At 71.7% G+C, this 17,575-nt stretch carries 18 protein-coding genes; 11 read left to right on the top strand and 7 right to left on the bottom strand.

Going from position 1 to position 17,575, the window contains the following annotated elements; all coding sequences use genetic code 11:
- The first annotated feature begins 14 nt into the window (after positions 1-14).
- Positions 15-227: a hypothetical protein gene (locus tag EFL26_RS23860; protein WP_148046660.1), complete on the top strand. Its 213-nt coding sequence runs from the start codon at positions 15-17 to the stop codon at positions 225-227.
- Between the two features lie 87 nt (positions 228-314).
- Here the strand turns inward: EFL26_RS23860 and EFL26_RS07720 are convergent, their stop codons facing one another.
- On the bottom strand, positions 315-1,403 hold the full coding sequence (locus EFL26_RS07720) for a glycosyltransferase family 4 protein (RefSeq protein ID WP_148046661.1): 1,089 nt from the start codon (positions 1,401-1,403) through the stop codon (positions 315-317).
- A 106-nt stretch (positions 1,404-1,509) separates the two neighbouring features.
- Here EFL26_RS07720 and EFL26_RS07725 point away from each other — a divergent pair, with 106 nt between their 5' ends.
- Both EFL26_RS07725 and pgfA read left to right on the top strand, forming a co-directional pair.
- Entirely contained in the window at positions 1,510-2,277 is a 768-nt protein-coding gene (locus EFL26_RS07725) for a class I SAM-dependent methyltransferase (protein WP_123222287.1), read from the top strand.
- Positions 2,278-2,447: 170 nt separating this feature from the next.
- Positions 2,448-3,413: a cell envelope lipid trafficking protein PgfA gene (gene pgfA / locus EFL26_RS07730; RefSeq protein WP_183408083.1), complete on the top strand. Its 966-nt coding sequence runs from the start codon at positions 2,448-2,450 to the stop codon at positions 3,411-3,413.
- Between the two features lie 85 nt (positions 3,414-3,498).
- On the opposite strand, the gene EFL26_RS07735 is transcribed toward pgfA, so the two are convergent.
- Positions 3,499-4,326, bottom strand: a complete 828-nt coding sequence (locus EFL26_RS07735; protein ID WP_123222289.1) for a class I SAM-dependent methyltransferase — start codon at positions 4,324-4,326, stop codon at positions 3,499-3,501.
- 206 nt (positions 4,327-4,532) lie between these two features.
- On the opposite strand from EFL26_RS07735, the gene rpsA reads away from it, so the two are divergent.
- Positions 4,533-5,999 carry a 30S ribosomal protein S1 gene (gene rpsA / locus EFL26_RS07740; protein ID WP_123222290.1) on the top strand — a complete coding sequence of 489 codons (1,467 nt, stop codon included), beginning with the start codon at positions 4,533-4,535 and terminating at the stop codon, positions 5,997-5,999.
- A gap of 124 nt (positions 6,000-6,123) precedes the next feature.
- On the opposite strand, the gene EFL26_RS24140 is transcribed toward rpsA, so the two are convergent.
- Complete coding sequence (locus EFL26_RS24140; protein ID WP_183408084.1) at positions 6,124-6,285, bottom strand: hypothetical protein; 162 nt, start codon at positions 6,283-6,285, stop codon at positions 6,124-6,126.
- 93 nt (positions 6,286-6,378) lie between these two features.
- Here EFL26_RS24140 and EFL26_RS07745 point away from each other — a divergent pair, with 93 nt between their 5' ends.
- Positions 6,379-7,341, top strand: a complete 963-nt coding sequence (locus EFL26_RS07745; protein WP_123222291.1) for a GlxA family transcriptional regulator — start codon at positions 6,379-6,381, stop codon at positions 7,339-7,341.
- 4 nt (positions 7,342-7,345) lie between these two features.
- Here EFL26_RS07745 and EFL26_RS07750 read toward each other — a convergent pair whose 3' ends face one another.
- On the bottom strand, positions 7,346-8,149 hold the full coding sequence (locus EFL26_RS07750; RefSeq protein ID WP_123222292.1) for an alanyl-tRNA editing protein: 804 nt from the start codon (positions 8,147-8,149) through the stop codon (positions 7,346-7,348).
- Positions 8,150-8,192: 43 nt separating this feature from the next.
- Positions 8,193-9,440 (bottom strand): class I adenylate-forming enzyme family protein, encoded by a 1,248-nt coding sequence (locus tag EFL26_RS07755; protein ID WP_246000074.1) that lies wholly within the window; start codon positions 9,438-9,440, stop codon positions 8,193-8,195.
- 43 nt (positions 9,441-9,483) lie between these two features.
- Between EFL26_RS07755 and coaE the strand changes: the two genes are divergently transcribed.
- Together coaE and EFL26_RS07765 are read left to right on the top strand one after the other, a co-directional pair.
- Positions 9,484-10,101 (top strand): dephospho-CoA kinase, encoded by a 618-nt coding sequence (coaE, locus tag EFL26_RS07760; RefSeq protein WP_123222294.1) that lies wholly within the window; start codon positions 9,484-9,486, stop codon positions 10,099-10,101.
- 61 nt (positions 10,102-10,162) lie between these two features.
- Positions 10,163-11,239, top strand: a complete 1,077-nt coding sequence (locus tag EFL26_RS07765; RefSeq protein ID WP_123222295.1) for a M36 family metallopeptidase — start codon at positions 10,163-10,165, stop codon at positions 11,237-11,239.
- Positions 11,240-11,315: 76 nt separating this feature from the next.
- Here the strand turns inward: EFL26_RS07765 and EFL26_RS07770 are convergent, their stop codons facing one another.
- Positions 11,316-12,263, bottom strand: coding sequence for a sigma-70 family RNA polymerase sigma factor (locus tag EFL26_RS07770; protein WP_123222296.1), 948 nt, complete (start codon positions 12,261-12,263; stop codon positions 11,316-11,318).
- A gap of 186 nt (positions 12,264-12,449) precedes the next feature.
- Between EFL26_RS07770 and EFL26_RS07775 the strand changes: the two genes are divergently transcribed.
- The 3 genes from EFL26_RS07775 to EFL26_RS07785 all read left to right on the top strand — a co-directional run bounded on the left by EFL26_RS07775 (position 12,450) and on the right by EFL26_RS07785 (position 15,108).
- Positions 12,450-13,187: a LamB/YcsF family protein gene (locus EFL26_RS07775; RefSeq protein ID WP_123222297.1), complete on the top strand. Its 738-nt coding sequence runs from the start codon at positions 12,450-12,452 to the stop codon at positions 13,185-13,187.
- Positions 13,188-13,637: 450 nt separating this feature from the next.
- Positions 13,638-14,252 carry a 5-oxoprolinase subunit PxpB gene (pxpB, locus tag EFL26_RS07780; protein WP_123222298.1) on the top strand — a complete coding sequence of 205 codons (615 nt, stop codon included), beginning with the start codon at positions 13,638-13,640 and terminating at the stop codon, positions 14,250-14,252.
- The gene (locus EFL26_RS07785) at positions 14,239-15,108 is read left to right on the top strand and encodes a 5-oxoprolinase subunit C family protein (RefSeq protein ID WP_123222299.1); all 870 of its coding nucleotides are present in this window, start codon (positions 14,239-14,241) and stop codon (positions 15,106-15,108) included. The genes pxpB and EFL26_RS07785 overlap by 14 nt, the downstream gene beginning before the upstream one ends.
- Here the strand turns inward: EFL26_RS07785 and EFL26_RS07790 are convergent.
- A complete protein-coding gene (locus tag EFL26_RS07790) occupies positions 15,086-16,420 on the bottom strand; it encodes a DNA polymerase IV (RefSeq protein ID WP_123222300.1) in 1,335 nt (444 codons plus the stop codon). The two genes, EFL26_RS07785 and EFL26_RS07790, sit on opposite strands and share 23 nt — an antisense overlap.
- A 114-nt stretch (positions 16,421-16,534) precedes the next feature.
- On the opposite strand from EFL26_RS07790, the gene EFL26_RS07795 reads away from it, so the two are divergent.
- Positions 16,535-17,554 (top strand): DUF4192 domain-containing protein, encoded by a 1,020-nt coding sequence (locus EFL26_RS07795; protein ID WP_123222301.1) that lies wholly within the window; start codon positions 16,535-16,537, stop codon positions 17,552-17,554.
- Positions 17,555-17,575: the final 21 nt, after the last annotated feature.

Here is a 17,575-nt window from a genome sequence, read left to right on the forward strand (position 1 = left end):
AGGTGAGGGAATCCATGTCTTCGATCTTCGGCTTTGGCGCGGGTGCGGCAGCGAGTGCGGGTGGGGCCGCCGTGACCACAGGTGTGGTCGCCACCGCTGCGGTTGCCGGCGCGGTGGCGGCGGCGGTGCTGACCGCCGGCGCGACGCAGGTGGCCCAGGACGCCACCCAGCCCAACGAGACCACGGCGAACGTCAACAACGTCAGCGCGCCGCACTACGCCGACTGACCGACGCGACGTACGACGGCGGCCCCGGGGTTCTCCCCGGGGCCGCCGTCGTTCTTCTGCTCGTCGTCCCTGCCGTCGTTCGGGTGGTCAGCCGTCGAGAGCGGCCATCGCGGTGCTCGCGGCCGCGTCCCAGGTGAACTCCCCGGAGCGGATGCACGCCTTGTTGCCGAGCTCCTCACGCAGCAGCGGGTCGCGCAGCAGCTGCGCGATCCGCGCGGTCAGGTCGGCCTCGTCGGCGGCGAGCAGCCCGGTCACGCCGTCGAGGATGGCTTCGGCCACGCCTCCGGCCGACGCGTAGGCGACCGACGGCGTCCCGGCTCGGCCGGCCTCCACGATCGAGAGGCCCCAGCCCTCCTTGATCGAGGGCAGGACGTGCACCCAGGCCCGGTTGAGCTCCTCGAACTTCTCCCGATCGGTCACGTGGCCGAGGAAGGTGACCCGGTGGCCCAGGCCGAGGTCGGCGGTGAGCCGGTGCAGCTCGTCGGCCCACCAGCCGTCGCCCATGACGCGCAGGCGGACGCGCGGGAACTCCTCGGCCAGCGCCGGAAGGGCCCGGATCACGTGGTCGATCTGCTTGTGCGGCACGAGCCGGCTGAGGACCGCGATCGTCGGGTCGTCCGAGCGGCGACCCGGTGTGTAGTCGGGCACCGGCGGCAGGCCGTTGTGGGCGAGCTCGATGTCGCCGGCGCGGACGCCGAGCTCGGAGAGCTCGCGTCGGGTCACGTCGGAGACGGCGAGGTAGCGGTGGCCGCGGTTGGCCAGGACGGCGACCCGCGACTCGAGGAACCACCCGATCTTCGCGAGCACGGGCCCGACCACCGACCACTGCTCGCGGTGCACGTGGTGGACGAGGACCACGACCCGGTGCCGGGTCAGCCACGAGGCCAGGAACGGCATGCCGTTCTGCACCTCGAGCACGCTGTCGATGCCCCCGGTCATCCGGCCGAGCCGACCGGACACGAGGAGCCAGGCGGCCCACAGGTAGATGGTCAGGTGACCTCCGCGCCGGATGTAGCGGATGCCGTCCACGACCTCGTCACCGGCTGCGCCCGGGTAGCGCGCAGTCAGCCAGGTCACCTGCCGCCCGGCGTCGCGCATGCGCTGCGAGACCTGCTGCACGTAGAGCTCCGAGCCCCCTCCCTCGGGGTGCCACGGGTCCCTCCAGATCAGCACCACCACGTGCTTCTGAGCACGGGCATGCCGAACGTCCCTCCCTGAGCCTCGCACTGTGGTTCTCCCTCCCCGGTGCGAAACCGAATTCGGACAAGGCTAGCATTTCGAGATGGTCCGGACGGTCGATTCGCGGCGGGACCGCCCGTCCGGGCGAGGCCTCGGTCTAGCCCGCTCCGTGCGGTTGTTCCGCTCCTTCCTCACCGAGCAGACCGACCCCGACGGGTTCTACCGGCTGATCGCCGACGACGCCGTCGACCTGGTCTCGGCCCACGTCGACCTGAGCGGCCTCACCGTCGCCGACTTCGGCGGAGGGCCCGGCTTCTACTCCGAGGCGTTCCGGTCCGCCGGTGCCCGCACGGTCCTCGTGGACGCCGACCTCGACGAGATCAGGCTCCACGGCCGGCGTACGCCGGGCTCGGTGGTCGGCCTGGCGGAGCAGTCACCGCTCGCCGACGGAGTGGTCGACGTCGCGTTCTCCTCCAACCTGCTCGAGCACGTCCCCGACCTGGGCGCGGTCGCCGACCAGATCGTGCGGGTCGTGCGCCCCGGAGGGATCGCCGTCCTCTCCTACACGATCTGGCTCGGCCCGTGGGGCGGTCACGAGACCTCGCCCTGGCACCTCCTCGGCGGGCACCGGGCCGCCCGCCGCTACGAGCGCAAGCACGGCAAGCCACCGAAGAACCTGTACGGGCGGTCGATGTACGCCGCGTCCGTGCGCGACGGCCTGCGGTGGTTGCGCCGTCGTCCCGACCTCGAGGTGCTGGACCTCCGACCGCGCTACCTCCCGGGCTGGACGAGCGTGCTGCTGCGGGTGCCGTTCCTGCGCGAACTGCTGACCTGGAACCTCTGGATCGTGGTGCGCAAGCGCGAGCGGTGAAGCCGTCGCCCTGAGGCCTGAACCAAGGCTTGCCTCAGTCCGCTACTGGCTGGTCACATTTCGGGACAGGCTGGCCGGAACCCGCCCGTAGGGACCGTCACCTGCGTTACTCTGCAGACGCGATCGCGGGATGGGAGCCTGCGCCGCACCAAGTGGGAGGGAGCGCCGTCGTGCGCAAAACTAGTGTTGTCCTGATCGCGCTCGGCGCGTTCCTGATCGTGCTGGCGCCGATGGTGCGCTGGTACGCGTACCCCCGCGTCGCGGTCGCACCCGCCGCGCAGAAGAGCGTGACGACCCTGGTCGGTCCGGGCGCCACGATCTTCGACATCAACACGTTCAAGGAGATCACCACCGACCTCACCACCAAGGTGCGCACCATCGGTGACACCAAGGCGGCGGACAAGGCCGGCAACGGCACCGTGGTCTACGTGAACTCCACCTCGACGAAGTCCTCCGACGGGGTGATGCGCTCCCGGGACGTCGAGCGGATGGCGTTCAACCAGCGCACCGGTGCGGCCGTGAACTGCTGCGGCGAGTTCCTCTCCAACACCGAGGGTGTCGAGACGCCGATCAAGCACCAGGGCCTGGTCGCGATCTTCCCGATCCCGACGGACAAGAAGACCTACCCCTTCTGGGACAGCACCCTCAAGTCCGCCACCCCGATCAAGTACACGGGCACCGGCACGGTCGAGGGCGTGGACGTCTACACCTTCGAGAACACCACCCCGCCGACCAAGGTCGGCACGCAGGAGGTCCCGTTGAACCTCCTCGGCCTCGACGGCACCGAGAACGTCACGGCCGACGAGATGTACTCGGTCGCCCGCAAGCTCTGGGTCGAGCCGAACACCGGCGTGATCCTCAAGCGCTCCGAGAAGGTGCTGGACACGCTGAACTACGACGGCCAGCCCCGGCTCACCCTGACCAAGGTGGACACCCAGTACGACGCCAACACGGTCAAGCACAACGCCGACAAGTACGGCTCCGAGGGACGCATGCTGCACCTGGTGCGGTCCACCGTCCCGCTGGTCAGCCTGGTCCTCGGCGTGCTGCTGCTGTTCCTGGGGCTGACGCTGGCCCGTCGGCGCGAGCACGCGTCCGGCGAGCACTCGCACGAGTTCGAGGAAGCCACCACCTGAGGCATCCTCGCGCGGACACAGACGTCGTGGCCGGCCTGGTCCTGGGACCGGGCCGGCCACGGCTCGTTCCGGCCGCCCCTGGGCCTCAGGCCAGGTCGGCGACGTACAGCGCGGTGCCGGGCGTCAGCAGCCCCCGCACCCGGCTCCACCCGCCCCAGACCCGGTCGTGGTCAGCGGGCCACTCGGGCTCGACGAGGTCGACCAGTCGGTAGCCGGCGGCGGCGAGCGCGCGCACCCAGTCGCCCAGGGTGCGGTGGTGCTCGACGTACGACGTCTCCCCGGTCTCGTCGTCCACCTCGACGTACGGGGTGCGGTCCCAGTACGACTGGCTCGCGACCAGGCCGCCTTCGCCGGGGTCGTCGGGGAACATCCACCGGGTCGGGTGCGTGACCGAGAACGCGAGCCGGCCGCCGGGCCGGGTCACCCTGGCGATCTCGAGCACGAGCGCGTCGGCGTCGGCGATGAACTGCAGGGCGCCGAACGCCGAGAAGACGACGTCGAAGACGTCGTCGGCGAAGGGGAGGGCCGCGGCGCCCGCGCAGACCGTGGGCACGGCGGTCCCGAGCTCCAGGTCGATCCGGCGGCTGTGCTGCAGCTGGCGCATCGAGACGTCGAGCCCCACCGGCAGTCCGCCCTGGCCGAGCACCCAGCGCGAGCACTGCCCGGCGCCGCACCCCAGCTCGAGCACGCGCCGCCCGTCGACCTCGCCGAGCGCATGGAGGTCGTCCTCGCGCACGCCCTCGGGACCCCAGAGAAAGCCGGCGTCGCCGAGGAACGCGCCGTGGGTGGCCTGGTACTCGTCGGCGTAGCGGTCCCAGTCGGCGCGGTTCGCCCTCAGCGAGTCGTGCTCGTCGACCGGTCGCCGCTCGGCGCGGACCGTCTGCGGTAGGTGGTCCCGGGGAGCGTCCTGCACGCGCTCAGTCTGGCACCGGCCGGTTGGACGGGGACCGCCCGCACGCCGTACCCTGTCAGGTGCGCCAGAAGTCTGCCTGAGTCTCAGACGGAGCAGTCTCTCGCTCGCTGTCCCACCCGTGGCCTTCAAGGTTGGGCCTGTGATGGTGAAACCGGCTTCGACGCGCGCCCGCACGACACCTGTCCACCTCGAGGATCCATTCCCTTATGACCATCACCCCCACTCTCTCCGACGCCCCCCAGGTCGCGATCAACGACATCGGGTCGGAGGAGGACTTCCTCGCCGCCATCGACGAGACCATCAAGTACTTCAACGACGGCGACATCGTCGAAGGCACCATCGTCAAGGTCGACCGTGACGAGGTCCTGCTCGACATCGGTTACAAGACCGAGGGCGTCATCCCCTCCCGCGAGCTCTCCATCAAGCACGACGTCGACCCCAACGAGGTCGTCGAGGTCGGTGACAAGGTCGAGGCCCTGGTTCTCCAGAAGGAGGACAAGGAAGGCCGGCTGATCCTCTCCAAGAAGCGCGCACAGTACGAACGCGCCTGGGGCACGATCGAGCAGGTCAAGGAGGAGGACGGCGTCGTCACCGGCACCGTCATCGAGGTGGTCAAGGGCGGCCTGATCCTCGACATCGGCCTGCGTGGCTTCCTGCCCGCGTCGCTGGTCGAGATGCGCCGCGTGCGCGACCTCCAGCCGTACGTCGGCAAGGAGCTCGAGGCGAAGATCATCGAGCTGGACAAGAACCGCAACAACGTCGTGCTCTCGCGTCGTGCGTGGCTCGAGCAGACCCAGTCCGAGGTGCGCCACGGCTTCCTGACCCAGCTGCAGAAGGGCCAGATCCGCAAGGGCGTCGTCTCCTCGATCGTCAACTTCGGTGCGTTCGTGGACCTCGGCGGCGTCGACGGCCTGGTGCACGTCTCGGAGCTGTCCTGGAAGCACATCGACCACCCGAGCGAGGTCGTCACCGTCGGTGACGAGGTCACCGTGGAGGTGCTCGACGTCGACATGGAGCGCGAGCGCGTGTCGCTGTCGCTCAAGGCGACCCAGGAAGACCCGTGGCAGCACTTCGCCCGGACCCACCAGATCGGCCAGATCGTCCCGGGCAAGGTCACCAAGCTGGTGCCGTTCGGCTCGTTCGTCCGCGTCGAGGAGGGCATCGAGGGCCTGGTGCACATCTCCGAGCTCGCCGAGCGTCACGTCGAGATCCCGGAGCAGGTCGTCCAGGTCAACGACGACGTCATGGTCAAGATCATCGACATCGACCTCGAGCGTCGCCGGATCTCGCTGTCGCTGAAGCAGGCCAACGAGACCGCCACGGCCAGCGAGGTCGAGGAGTTCGACCCGACGCTGTACGGCATGACGGCCACGTACGACGAGCAGGGCAACTACATCTACCCCGAGGGCTTCGACCCCGACACGGGGGAGTGGCTCGAGGGCTACGACGAGCAGCGCAAGGCCTGGGAGGAGCAGTACGCCAAGGCCCACGCCCGCTGGGAGGCCCACGTCAAGCAGCAGGCCGAGGCCAAGCAGGCCGAGGTCGAGGCCGGCGAGGCGACGTCGTACTCCTCCGGGGACACCGCTGCCGACGACACCGAGGTGGGCGGCTCGCTCGCCTCCGACGAGGCGCTGCAGGCACTGCGCGAGAAGCTCACCGGGGGCGGTTCCTGAGCCTGCCGAAGGGCGGTTCCTGAGCCTGCCGAAGGGCGGCTCCTGAGCTCCGATCGACCGGGACGGGCCCGGACCTCCACACGGAGGTCCGGGCCCGTCGTGCTTGGTGCGGCTGGGTCGACGCTCAGGCCGGGCGGCGGCGGAAGCCGAGCGGCCCCAGCTCGTCGAGGTGCTGGTGGCCGATCCCGGGTCCGGCGAACGCGTCGCGGCTCGCGAACAGCACCAGCGCGACGAGCCCGGCGACGAGGGCCAGGAGGACGAGGAACGCGGTCAGGATCTCGGTCATGGCAGTAATTCTTCGCTGCGTGCGATCCTGCCACCAGCGGCAGAGATGACCTACTGCGTCGATTTCCTGCCAAACCTGTGCGACGCTGGGCGGATGCTGTCCAACGTGGCCGTGGTGGTCTTCGACGGAGTCTCGCCGTTCGAGCTCGGCGTGCTCTGCGAGGCGTGGGGCGTCGACCGCGCGAACCACGGCGTGCCCCCGCTGGAGTTCGCGCTGTGCACTGCCCGTCCCGGGCGGGTCTCGACGAGCATGGGCTTCGGCCTCGACGTCGACCACGACCTCTCCCGGGCCGAGGAGGCCGACCTGGTCTGCGTGCCCGCGCTCCAGCGGGACTGGCCGATGCCGCACGAGGCCCTCGAGGCCCTCACCGGCGCGATCGACCGGGGCGCCCGCGTGCTGTCGGTGTGCTCCGGTGCGTTCCTGCTCGGGGAGGCCGGGCTCCTGGACGGTCGCGGGTGCACGACGCACTGGATGTACACCGACGAGCTGCAGCGGCGCTTCCCGAGGGCCCGCGTGGTGCCCGAGGTGCTCTACGTCGACGAGGACCCGGTGTTCACCTCGGCCGGCTCGGCGGCCGGCCTGGACGCGTGCCTGCACCTCTGGCGCAAGGAGTACGGCGCCGGCGTGGCCTCGATGGTGGCGCGCCGGATGGTGGTGCCGCCGCAACGGGACGGCGGGCAGGCCCAGTACATCGCGCGCGCCGTGCCGGAGTGCGCGGCCGAGACCCTCGGCCCGCTGCTGACGTGGATCACCGAGAACCTCGCGGAGGACCATGGCGTCGAGGCTCTCGCCCGCCGTGCGCACATGTCCCCGCGGACGTTCGCCCGCCGGTTCCGGGCCGAGACGGGGGCGACCCCGCACGCCTGGGTCACCCGGCAGCGGGTCATTGCGGCCGAGGAGCTGCTCGAGACCAGCGCCGCCTCGATCGAGTGGATCGCCTCGGAGGTGGGCTTCGGCAACGCCGCGACCATGCGGCAGCACTTCACGCGGGCCCGCGGCATCAGCCCGCAGGGCTACCGGCAGTCGTTCAGTCGCGCCGGCGACCGCCTGGCCTGACCGGTCAGAGGGCCTCGCGGTCGGGCGGCGCGTCGAGCACCTCGATCCGGATCCGCTTGTTGCCCTTGCCCTTGCTCTCGGTCTTCGTGACGCGCACGCCACCCACCTCCGCGGTGGAGAGCAGGTGGGTGCCGCCGTCGGCCTGCCGGTCGAGCCCGACGATGTCGATCACCCGCAGCGGGTCGATCTCCCGGGGGATCAGGTCGGCTGCCGTGCGGATCAGGGCCGCGTCCGCGTCCGCCAGCGAGCGCGGCACGAAGTCGACGACGATCGCGTGCGCCCGCTCGATCTCCTCGTTGATCCGCCGCTCCACGGCGGCTCCGAGGTCCACCGACATCGCGTCGAAGGGGAAGTCCAGCCGGCCCTGGAGCGGCTCCATGTTCCCGCCCGTGACCGGGATGCGGTAGTCGGCCCAGATCACGCCGCACAGCACGTGCAGCGCGGTGTGGGTGCGCATCAGTGCGTGCCGCCGGTCCCAGTCGAGCGTCCCGTGCACCTCGGTGCCGACGTCGGGCAGGTCGGCGTCGGGAGCCGCAAGATCGACGGTGTGCCAGATCGGCCCGCCGTCACGGCGTACGCCGGCGACGGTGAACGCGCCGTCCGGCGTGGCCAGCGTCCCGAGGTCGCACGGCTGTCCGCCACCGCCCGGGTAGAACGCCGTGCGCGAGAGGCGCAATCGGCCCTGCTCGCGGTCGACCTCGACGACGGTGGCGTCGAACTCCGAGCAGAACGCGTCGACGGCGAACAGCTCGCTCTCGGCGAGCCCGGCGGGCGGCTCGCCGCGTGTCTGGTTCCCGGGTACTCCCATGTCGTCCTCCTGCTGCGCTCGTCCCGGGCACGGTAGCGCGGCTTCAGGCGCGGGCGGAGAGCGCTCGGCGCAGCACCTTCCCGGTCGCCGTGCGCGGGAGCTCGTCGAGGACGTGGTACTCCTTGGGCCGCTTGGGCGGCGCGAGGCGTTCGCGGCACCAGCGGTCCAGCTCGTCGGGGGTCGCGGTGCCGACGACCGCGGCGACCACCCGTTGCCCCCACCGGTCGTCCGGTACGCCGTACACGGCGACGTCCGTGACGCCCGGGTGCGCCGCGATCGCGTTCTCGACCTCGGCCGGATAGACGTTGACGCCGCCGGTGATCACGAGGTCCTCGCGGCGACCGTCGAGGTAGAGGTAGCCGTCCTCGTCGATCCGGCCCAGGTCGCCGACGGTGAACTCCTCACCCTCGGGGGTGTGCCGCCAGGCGGCCGCGGTCTTCTCCGGCGCGCCGTAGTACTCGAACCGGGCGTGCTCGGGGACGCGGCACCAGATCAGGCCGTCCGGGTCGACGCGGAGCGTCCGTCCCGGACGTGCGCGGCCGACCGTGCCCGGACGCGCCAGCCACTCCTCGCTCCGGCACGCGGTGAACTGACCCTCCGTCGACCCGTAGAACTCCCACGTCGAGCCGGGCCGGAACGTCTCGATCAGCCGGCGCTTGAGCGGCTCGGGACACGGCGCGCCCGCGTGCGCGACCAGGCGGAAGCTCGACAGGTCGGGCGTCCCGCACGCGTCCCAGTGCTCGAAGAGCCGCTGCAGGTGGGTCGGCACGCAGAACATCGTCGTGGGCCGCTCGGTGGTGATCGCGGCGGTCACCCGGTCGGCATCGAACGGCCCCGGTACGACGACCCGGCCGCCGGCCAGCAACGTGCCCATGGCGAACCGCAACGGTGCCGAGTGGTAGAGCGGGCTCAGCACGAGGTTGACGTCCTCGGCGGCGAAGCCCCACAGCTCCTGCTCCTCCGCGACCAGGGCGCGGGCTCGGTCGAGGGTGAGGACTCCGCTCCACACGCCCTTCGGCGTGCCGGTCGTGCCGCTGGTGACGTGCATGGGTCGCGCGAGCGGCACGTCGCCGGGCGCCCAGCCGGTGCAGAGTGCCGCGAGCGCGGCGTCATCGGTCACGACGCGGGCCGGGTCGAGGTCGGCGAGGATCCGGTCGCGCTCGTGGGAGGTCAGCCGCGGGTCGAGGGGGATCGGCACGACGCCGCGGACCAGCAGCGAGATGACGGCGTCCAGGTAGGCCTCCGACCCGGGCACGAGCAGCGCCACCCGGTCCCCGGTCTCCAGCTGCATGCCGTTCATGGTGCCAGCCGGCGGGTCGGCGATACTTCGACCCATGGTGGACGAGACGGCCGCGCACGTGCGGGTGGGTCTGACCGGTGGCATCGCGACGGGCAAGAGCACCGTGTCGGCGATCCTGCGTGAGCTCGGTGCGGTCGTGATCGACGCCGATGCGCTCGCCCGAGAGGTGGTCGCCAAGGGCACGCCGGGGCTCGCGGCCGTGGTGGAGGAGTTCGGGCCCGAGCTGCTCACGCCCGAGGGCGACCTGGATCGCGCCGCGATGGGGGCGCTGGTCTTCGACGACGAGGCGGCGCGACGCCGGCTCGAGGCGATCGTGCACCCCCTCGTGTTCGAGCGGATCGTCGAGCTCGAGACCCACGCACCGGCCGGCGCTGTTGTGGTCCACGACATCCCGCTGCTCGCCGAGAGCGGGCGTGCCGACACTTTCGACGCGGTCGTGGTGGTCGACGCACCGCAGGACGTCCAGGTCGAGCGCATGGTCCGCGACCGCGGCTGGACGGAGGCGGACGCGTTGGCGAGGATCGCGGCGCAGGCGACCCCCGGGGACCGGCGAGCGATCGCGACGTACCTGATCGAGAACACCGGTAGCCGTGAGGAGCTCCGCCGCCAGGTCGAGAAGATCTACGCCGAACTGCGCGATCTGCGCTCCTGATCTGGCGCGAACACCGGGTCGTACCGCAGGATGTGCGGAATCCCACCACTCGGAGGTCTCGATGCTCGGTGCTCGTCCCGCGGTCCGCACGGCCGTGTCCCTGTCCCTCGCCCTGGCGTCCGGAGGCGCCCTCGTCCTGGCCTCGCCCGCCGGCGCGACCAAGGGCGGCAGCGGCTCCTCGACCGGCACGGCACGCATCTTCATGGTCAACCCGGTGCAGTCGAGCGGCGACCAGTCGCTGACCGACCAGAACGACTCGGCCACCGCCGTGCCGGCGGACGACTACGCGGTCGCGCAGCTGCGCAACCTCGACGGCTCCGGCTACCTGCGCGGCGCCTGGGTGACCGTCGACTCGGCGACCGGCACACCGGCGTACAGCACGACCAACACGTTCCTCTACGACCGCAGCCAGGACCAGTTCGAGCAGGTGATGGCCTACTTCTGGGTCAACCAGGCCCAGGAGTACCTGCAGTCACTCGGTTTCGGGACGACCCTGCCCGGCATCGTGCACCAGTCCTTCGACGTGAAGATCGACCAGTACGGCGGCGACAACTCCTACCAGACCGACAAGCCCTACCGGATCCGGCTCGGCAAGGGCGGCGTCGACGACGCCGAGGACGCGGAGGTGATCGTCCACGAGTACGGCCACGCCGTGCACGCCTCGCAGGTGCCCGGCTTCGGGCAGAGCGAGGAGGCCGGCTCGATCGGCGAGGCGTGGGGCGACTACTTCGCCGTCACCGTGGGCCTCGCGGCGGCCCGGCAGTACGGCTGGCCGGTCAACGCCGACCCGTCGTGCCCGATGGACTGGGACTCGACGTCCTACACCGACGCCCCGCACTGCATCCGCAGCTTCCACACGGACATGACCGTCGCCGACAAGTCCGGTGAGGTCCACCACGACGGGCAGATCTGGAGCCAGGCGCTCTGGGAGATCCGTCAGGGGTACGTCGGGCTGCGCCTGAGCACGGCGCGCTGGGACACGACGCTCGTGGACTCCCAGTTCGACTACGCGCCGGACACGTCGTTCTCGGCCGCGGCGAGGGCGACGTACCTCACGGCGCTGGCCCGCGACGGGCAGAAGGCGGCCGATCTGGTCCGCTCACGGTTCGCAGCCCGGGGGATCACCTTCACCGTCTGAGGCACCCGAGACGACGAACGAGCGCGACGTCACCGGGTGGTGACGTCGCGCTCGCCGGGGGATCGGGTGGGTCGTCTCAGGCGGCCAGGTCGGGGTCCGCGAGCCGACGCAGCTTGGCGATCGCCTCGCGCTCGAGCTGGCGCACCCGCTCGGCCGAGATCCCGTGCCGGGCGCCGATGTCGGCGAGCTTGTGCTGGCGTCCGTCGACCAGCCCGTACCGCGACCGGACGATGTCCGCCGAGCGCTCGTCCAGATGGTCCACCAGCGTGTTGAGCCGGTCGCGCGCCTCGGTGTCCAGCACGGTGAGGTCGGGACCCGGTGCGCTCTCCTGGGCGATGAGGTCGCCGAGCGAGGTGTCGCCGTCGACGTCGAGCGGGGTGTCCAGGCTGACGTGGTCGCGTCCCCAGCTCATCAGGTCCAGGACGCGGTCGATGTCCATACCGAGCTCGGTGGCGATCTCCTGCGGCTCCGGCTCGCGCCCGAGCTGGCGCTCGAGCGTGCGGCGCGCCGAGGACACCTGGTTGAGCTCCTCGACGACGTGGACCGGCAGCCGGACGACGCGCGCCTGCTGCGCGATGCCGCGCGTGATCGCCTGGCGCACCCACCAGGTGGCGTAGGTGGAGAACTTGTAGCCCTTGGCGTAGTCGAACTTCTCGACGGCGCGGATCAGGCCGGTGTTGCCCTCCTGGATGAGGTCGAGCATCGGCATCGCGCTCCGGCCGTACTTGCGGGCGATCGACACCACCAGGCGCAGGTTGGCGTTGATGAAGCGCTGCATCGCGCGCTCGCCCTCCTCGACCAGCCACTCGAGCTCGGCCTGGGAGGCGTTGCCGGGCGCACCACCCTTGCGGCGACCGACCCGGCCCTCCTCCAGCAGCCTGGAGGCGAACAGGCCCGCCTCGATCGCCTTCGACAGCTCGACCTCCGTGGCGGCGTCGAGCAGCGGCGTACGCGCGATCTCGTCGAGGTAGAGGCCGACGCTGTCGCGGCCCTCGATCTCGCGCTCCGTGCGACTTGTGGTCACGGCCGCCTCCCAATCTGTTCCAGGTGAACCCGAGGTTCTGGTTCACACGTTCAACGCGTGTGCCCGGCTGAGGATTCCCGTCCGGGTCCGTGCCTTCTGACAGGTACGACGACCGGCAGGTACCCGAAGTTGCCGGGCCGATGAGGTTCTCAGCGACTTCTCAGTAGACGGACCACACTGGGTGCCATGAGTGCACCCGGAGGTGGTTCGGAGCGGGCGTCCCGACGGATCGATCTCAACGCCGATCTCGGCGAAGGGATCACCGACGACGCCGGCCTGCTCGAGGTGGTCACCAGCGCGAACGTCGCCTGCGGCTTCCACGCCGGCGACGCGGTCGTGATGCGGGAGGTCTGCGCCGGCGCGGCCGAGCGCGGTGTCGTCGTCGGCGCGCAGGTCTCCTACCTGGACCGCGAGGGCTTCGGCCGGCGCCGGATGGACGTCGCGGGTGACCTGCTCGCCCGCTGGGTCCTCGAGCAGGTCGAGGCGCTGCGGGCGCAGGCAGCGAGCGCCGGCATCGAGGTGGCCTACGTCAAGCCGCACGGCGCGCTCTACAACCGGGCCGTGGACGACGAGGAGCACGCCGTGGCCGTCCTCGAGGGCAGTGGCTCGCTGCCGGTCCTGGGCCTCCCCGGATCCGTCCTGCTCGAGCTGGCCCGGCAGGCCGGGCGGACGGTGGTTCCCGAGGGGTTCCCCGACCGCGGCTACACCGCCGACGGGCGGCTGGTGCCGCGTGACCGGGCGGGCGCCCTGGTCGAGGGGGCCGAGCAGGTCGCCCGGAACGCCGTCGCGTTCGCCGAGGCGGGGGTGGTGCGCACGGTGTGCGTGCACGGCGACTCCCCGGACGCCGTACAGACTGCGCGCACGGTGCGGCGCCGGCTGGAGGACGCCGGCTGTCTGGTCCGCCCCTGGCACGACGTTGACTAGCCGGTTGTCCACAGGAGCCTGTGGGCAATCCTGTGGAAACAGCCCGGAATTGTGGATCCGCACGGGGTTTCTGTGGACAACCGGGGCGGGCGAAAAAAGTGCCGGAAAAACCTTCCGAAAACCCTTGCGCGGGGTGGCCTGGGTCACGTAGAAATCTCTCACCGCCTCCCGCAAGGGAAGCGGGGATCGGTCAAGATCCGCAGGATCCACCCGGTGGGGCAACCCGCCGGAAAGCCGCCAGGTGATGGGGCTGGCTGGGTCCGAGGGTCGCGGCCGGTGAGGAACAGTTCATCACCACTGATCCACCTTGTAGGGCCCGCGAAACTCATACTTTCGCGGGCCCTACACCCATTTCCGGTGCTTTTCCGAAATGCGTTCCCGCGGGATTCTTCGGCGATTCTCGAGCGTCGGCGATCTGCACGCGAGGCGAGGGCCCGCGATACTGCAGCCATGCAGGTGCGGCGGGTCGGGGAGCGTGCGCTGCTCGTCGAGTGCGCGGACCTCGGCGAGGTGACGGCGACGTACGCCGTGCTGCGCGACCGGCAGGCAGAGCTCGCGGTCACCGATCTCGTGCCGGCGGCCCGCACGGTGCTCCTGGACGGCGTGGTGGACGTCGAGTCGGTCGCCGCCCTGCTCGAGGGGCTGCCACCGCAGGCCGGGGATCTCGACCCGGGTCCGCGCCGCATGGTGGAGATCCCCGTCACGTACGACGGTCCGGACCTCGCCGAGGTGGCGCGCCAGTGGAGCGTCGAGGAGGCCGAGGTCGTGCGGATCCACACGACGACCGAGTTCGTGGTGGCGTTCTGCGGGTTCGCGCCCGGCTTCGCCTACTGCACCGGGCTGCCCGACGCGCTGGCGGTGCGCCGACGTGCCGAACCGCGGAGCCGGGTGCCCGCGGGCTCCGTGGCCCTGGCGGGCGAGTTCGCGAGCGTGTACCCGTCCGCGTCGCCCGGTGGCTGGCAGCTGATCGGGTCCACGGCCATCCCGGTCTGGCGCCCTGAGGCGGAGCCCCCGGCGCTGCTGGAGCCGGGGACCACGGTGAGGTTCCGCGATGCCGGGACCTGAGCAGGTCGCCGCCGCCATCGAGGTCCTCGACCCCGGTGCGCTCACCACGGTGCAGGACACAGGCCGGCCCGGGTGGGCGCACCTGGGGGTCCCGCGTGCCGGCGCGCTCGACGAGCCCGCGCTGCGGCTGGCCAACCGGCTGGTGGGCAACCAGGAGGCTGCCGCCGGCCTGGAGACGACGCTGACCGGCGCGGTCGTCCGGCTGACCCGGGCCACCTCGTTCGCGGTCACGGGAGCCCGGTGCGACGTGCACGTCGACGGACGGGCCGTGGGCTGGGGCGCCACGCACGCGGTGCGGCCGGGCGCCGAGGTGCGCGTCGGCCCGGCACACGAGGGGGTCCGGACCTACGTCGCCGTGGCCGGCGGGATCGACCTGCCGTCCGTCCTCGGATCCCGTTCGGCCGACCTGCTCTCGGGGCTCGGGCCGGCACCTCTGCGGGTCGGCGACCTCCTGCCGCTCGGACCGCCTCGGAGGGCCCGGCACGGCTCGGAAGCCGTCCCGCACCCGCCGCGAGGCATCCTGCGGATCCGCCTCGGGCCGCGCGCCGACTGGTTCACCACCGCGGCGCTCGAGGCGCTGGACGGGGCGACGTACACGGTCTCGGCCGAGTCCAACCGGATCGGCCTGCGGCTGGCGGGACCGGTGGTCGCCCGGGCCCGCGACGAGGAGCTGCCCACCGAGGGCATGGTGCTGGGCGCCGTGCAGGTGCCGCCCAGCGGTCAGCCGATCGTGTTCCTGAACGACCACCCGACCACCGGCGGGTACCCGGTCGTGGCGGTGGTCGTGGCCGAGGACCTGCCGGTCTGCGCGCAGGCCCGGCCGGGCAGCTCGCTCACCCTTCGGGTGGTTCGCTGACCTGAGGGGAGTAGGGACGCAGCTCGGGGTCGTCGGCCGCGAGGCTCAGCACGCGGCCCGGGGGAGTATCGGCGGTCTCGAAGCGCACCGTGACCACCCCGCGCCCGGCACCCCACACCCACCCGCGGCCGTGGACGTCGTGCTCGACGTCCATGCCCGGTGCCCAGACGCGACGGTGCGAGAGGCGCGCGAGCACCGTCTCGGTCTCCTCGTCGAAGGGGTCGGTCTCGTCCGGCTCCTGGTCGGCGAACAGGTCGTCCTGGATCCAGTCGGCCAGTCCGGAAACGCCGACCCCGAGCAGCCGGACACCGCCGGAGGTGTCGACGTCGCCGAGCAGCGAGCGGGCCACGCGGGCCACCGTGCGGGCGTCGTCGGTCGGCCCCGGCAGGGTCGCGGAGCGGGTGTGGGTCGAGAAGTCGTGGAGCCGGACCTTCACCGTCACCGTGCGACCCGACAGCCGTGCCTTCTGCAGCCGCTCGGTGACCTTGCCGGCCTGGCGGTCCAGCAGGGCGGCGAGCAACCGGCGGTCCACGTGGTCGGTGTCGTAGGTGTCCTCCACGCTGACCGACTTCGCCTCCCGCTCGGCCACGACGGGGCGGTCGTCCTGGGCGCGTGCGAGCAGGTAGAGGCTCCGGCCGTGTGACCGGCCCACGACCCGCACCAGCTCGTCCTCGCTGATCTGCTCGAGCTCGGCGACGGTGTGCACGCCGATCCGGCGCAGGCTCTCCGCGGTTGCGGGCCCGACTCCCGGGATCACCGTGACCTGCATGGGCCGGAGGAGGTCACGCTCGTTGCCCGGTGCCACCACCACCAGTCCGTCGGGCTTGTCGAGGTCGCTGGCGATCTTCGCGATGAACTTGCTGGTGCCGACCCCGACGGAGCCGGTGAGGCCGCCGGTGACCTCCCGCACGCGCGCCTTGAGGTCACGTGCGAACGCGCTCACCGCGGTCACCGAGTGGTCGGGCAGGTCCGCCTCCGCGAGGTCCACGAAGGCCTCGTCGAGCGAGAGCGGCTCCACGAGCGGGCTGATCCCGCGCAGCAGCGCCATGACCGCGCGACTGGTCTCGCGGTAGGCGTGGAACCGACCGGTCAGGAAGGCGGCGTTCGGGCACCGGCGACGCGCCTCCGCCGTCGGCATCGCCGAGTGCACACCGAAGGCGCGGGCCTCGTACGACGCCGTCGAGACCACGCCCCGACCGCCGACCCCGCCGACCACCACCGGCTTGCCGCGCAACGACGGCTTGTCGCGCTGCTCCACCGCGGCGAAGAACGCGTCGAGGTCGACGTGCAGGATCGTCGGCTCGGCGCGCACCCGGGCATCGTACGGCGGGCCGGTTGGCGCCCACCCCGGGCGAGCGCGGCCCGCCTTCCACAGCGCTCGACGACGTCGCTGCGCCACACCGGCGGGGCCGGTGGAGTGGCTCGCATGACGCAGCCGAGGAAGACCTTCACCGCCCGCAGCCCCCTCGACCTGGTGGCCGCGGTGCCCTACGTGCTCGGGTTCCATCCGCGCGACTCGGTGGTGCTGCTCACCTTCGGGGCCGGCGAGGCTCCTCATGCCCGTGTCGACCTGCCGACTGCGGAGGACGCGCAGCGCGAGGTCGTCGAGCTCCTCGCCGAGGTCGTCGAGCGGCACCGGGTCGAGCGGGTCGCGCTCCTGATCTACACGGCCGATCCCTGGCTGGCCGCGACCTTCCACGACGCCGCGCTCCCGGTCTTCGTCGGCCGGGGCGTGGGGGTCGTCGACGTGCTGCGCGTGGGTGACGAGCGGGTGCACGCGGCCGGTGACCCGGACGATCCCGGCACGACGTACGACCTCAGCGTGCACCCGTTCACCGCCGAGCAGGTCGTGGACGGCGTCGTGGTCGAGAGCAGCCGCGACGCGCTCGCTGCGACCCTGCAGTGCGCGGACGAGGACGACGCGCTGGCGGTGGTGGCGGCGGCCGAGGAGTTCGGGGCCGGCTTCGAGGGCCTGCCGGCGTTCCTGACGGTCCAGGGCGTCTGCGAGACCGTGACAGACCACGCGCGGTGGGTGCAGCGCACGATCCGGCGACACCTGCGCACGGGTCGGCCGCTCGCTCCCGAGGACGCCGGGCGGTTGCTGGCGCTCGTCGACGGCGTACCGCTGCGCGACGTCGCCTGGGCGGAGATGTCGCGCGCCGAGGCGTCCCGGCACGTCGAGCTGTGGCGTGACCTGGTCCGGAGGTGTCCGCGAGACCTGCTTCCCGCAGCCGCGTCACTGCTGGCCTTCGCGGCCTGGCTGGCGGGTCAGGGTGCGCTCGCGTGGTGCGCCCTGGACCGCTGCCTCGAGGTCGATGCCGACTACTCGATGGCCGACTGCATCGCCCACCTGCTGGCGGGCGCCGTGCCTCCGAGCGCCTGGACGCCGATCGCCGAGGACGAGCTGCCGGCCTTCTGGTCACCTCCCGACCTGGAAGCCTCCTGACCGGGCGCCTTCCCGGCCCGA

Origin of the sequence: Nocardioides pocheonensis, from assembly GCF_003725535.1 — a bacterium.
GTDB lineage: Bacteria > Actinomycetota > Actinomycetes > Propionibacteriales > Nocardioidaceae > Marmoricola > Marmoricola pocheonensis.

What these genes read in the sequence shown, in the direction of transcription:
- EFL26_RS23860 (WP_148046660.1), top strand. Translation starts at nt 15, where the DNA reads ATGTCTTCGATCTTCGGCTTTGGCGCGGGTGCGGCAGCGAGTGCGGGT.
- EFL26_RS07725 (WP_123222287.1), top strand. Translation starts at nt 1,510, where the DNA reads ATGGTCCGGACGGTCGATTCGCGGCGGGACCGCCCGTCCGGGCGAGGC.
- rpsA (WP_123222290.1), top strand. Translation starts at nt 4,533, where the DNA reads ATGACCATCACCCCCACTCTCTCCGACGCCCCCCAGGTCGCGATCAAC.
- EFL26_RS24140 (WP_183408084.1), bottom strand. Translation starts at nt 6,285, where the DNA reads ATGACCGAGATCCTGACCGCGTTCCTCGTCCTCCTGGCCCTCGTCGCC.
- EFL26_RS07745 (WP_123222291.1), top strand. Translation starts at nt 6,379, where the DNA reads ATGCTGTCCAACGTGGCCGTGGTGGTCTTCGACGGAGTCTCGCCGTTC.
- EFL26_RS07750 (WP_123222292.1), bottom strand. Translation starts at nt 8,149, where the DNA reads ATGGGAGTACCCGGGAACCAGACACGCGGCGAGCCGCCCGCCGGGCTC.
- EFL26_RS07755 (WP_246000074.1), bottom strand. Translation starts at nt 9,440, where the DNA reads ATGCAGCTGGAGACCGGGGACCGGGTGGCGCTGCTCGTGCCCGGGTCG.
- coaE (WP_123222294.1), top strand. Translation starts at nt 9,484, where the DNA reads ATGGTGGACGAGACGGCCGCGCACGTGCGGGTGGGTCTGACCGGTGGC.
- EFL26_RS07765 (WP_123222295.1), top strand. Translation starts at nt 10,163, where the DNA reads ATGCTCGGTGCTCGTCCCGCGGTCCGCACGGCCGTGTCCCTGTCCCTC.
- EFL26_RS07775 (WP_123222297.1), top strand. Translation starts at nt 12,450, where the DNA reads ATGAGTGCACCCGGAGGTGGTTCGGAGCGGGCGTCCCGACGGATCGAT.
- pxpB (WP_123222298.1), top strand. Translation starts at nt 13,638, where the DNA reads ATGCAGGTGCGGCGGGTCGGGGAGCGTGCGCTGCTCGTCGAGTGCGCG.
- EFL26_RS07785 (WP_123222299.1), top strand. Translation starts at nt 14,239, where the DNA reads ATGCCGGGACCTGAGCAGGTCGCCGCCGCCATCGAGGTCCTCGACCCC.
- EFL26_RS07795 (WP_123222301.1), top strand. Translation starts at nt 16,535, where the DNA reads ATGACGCAGCCGAGGAAGACCTTCACCGCCCGCAGCCCCCTCGACCTG.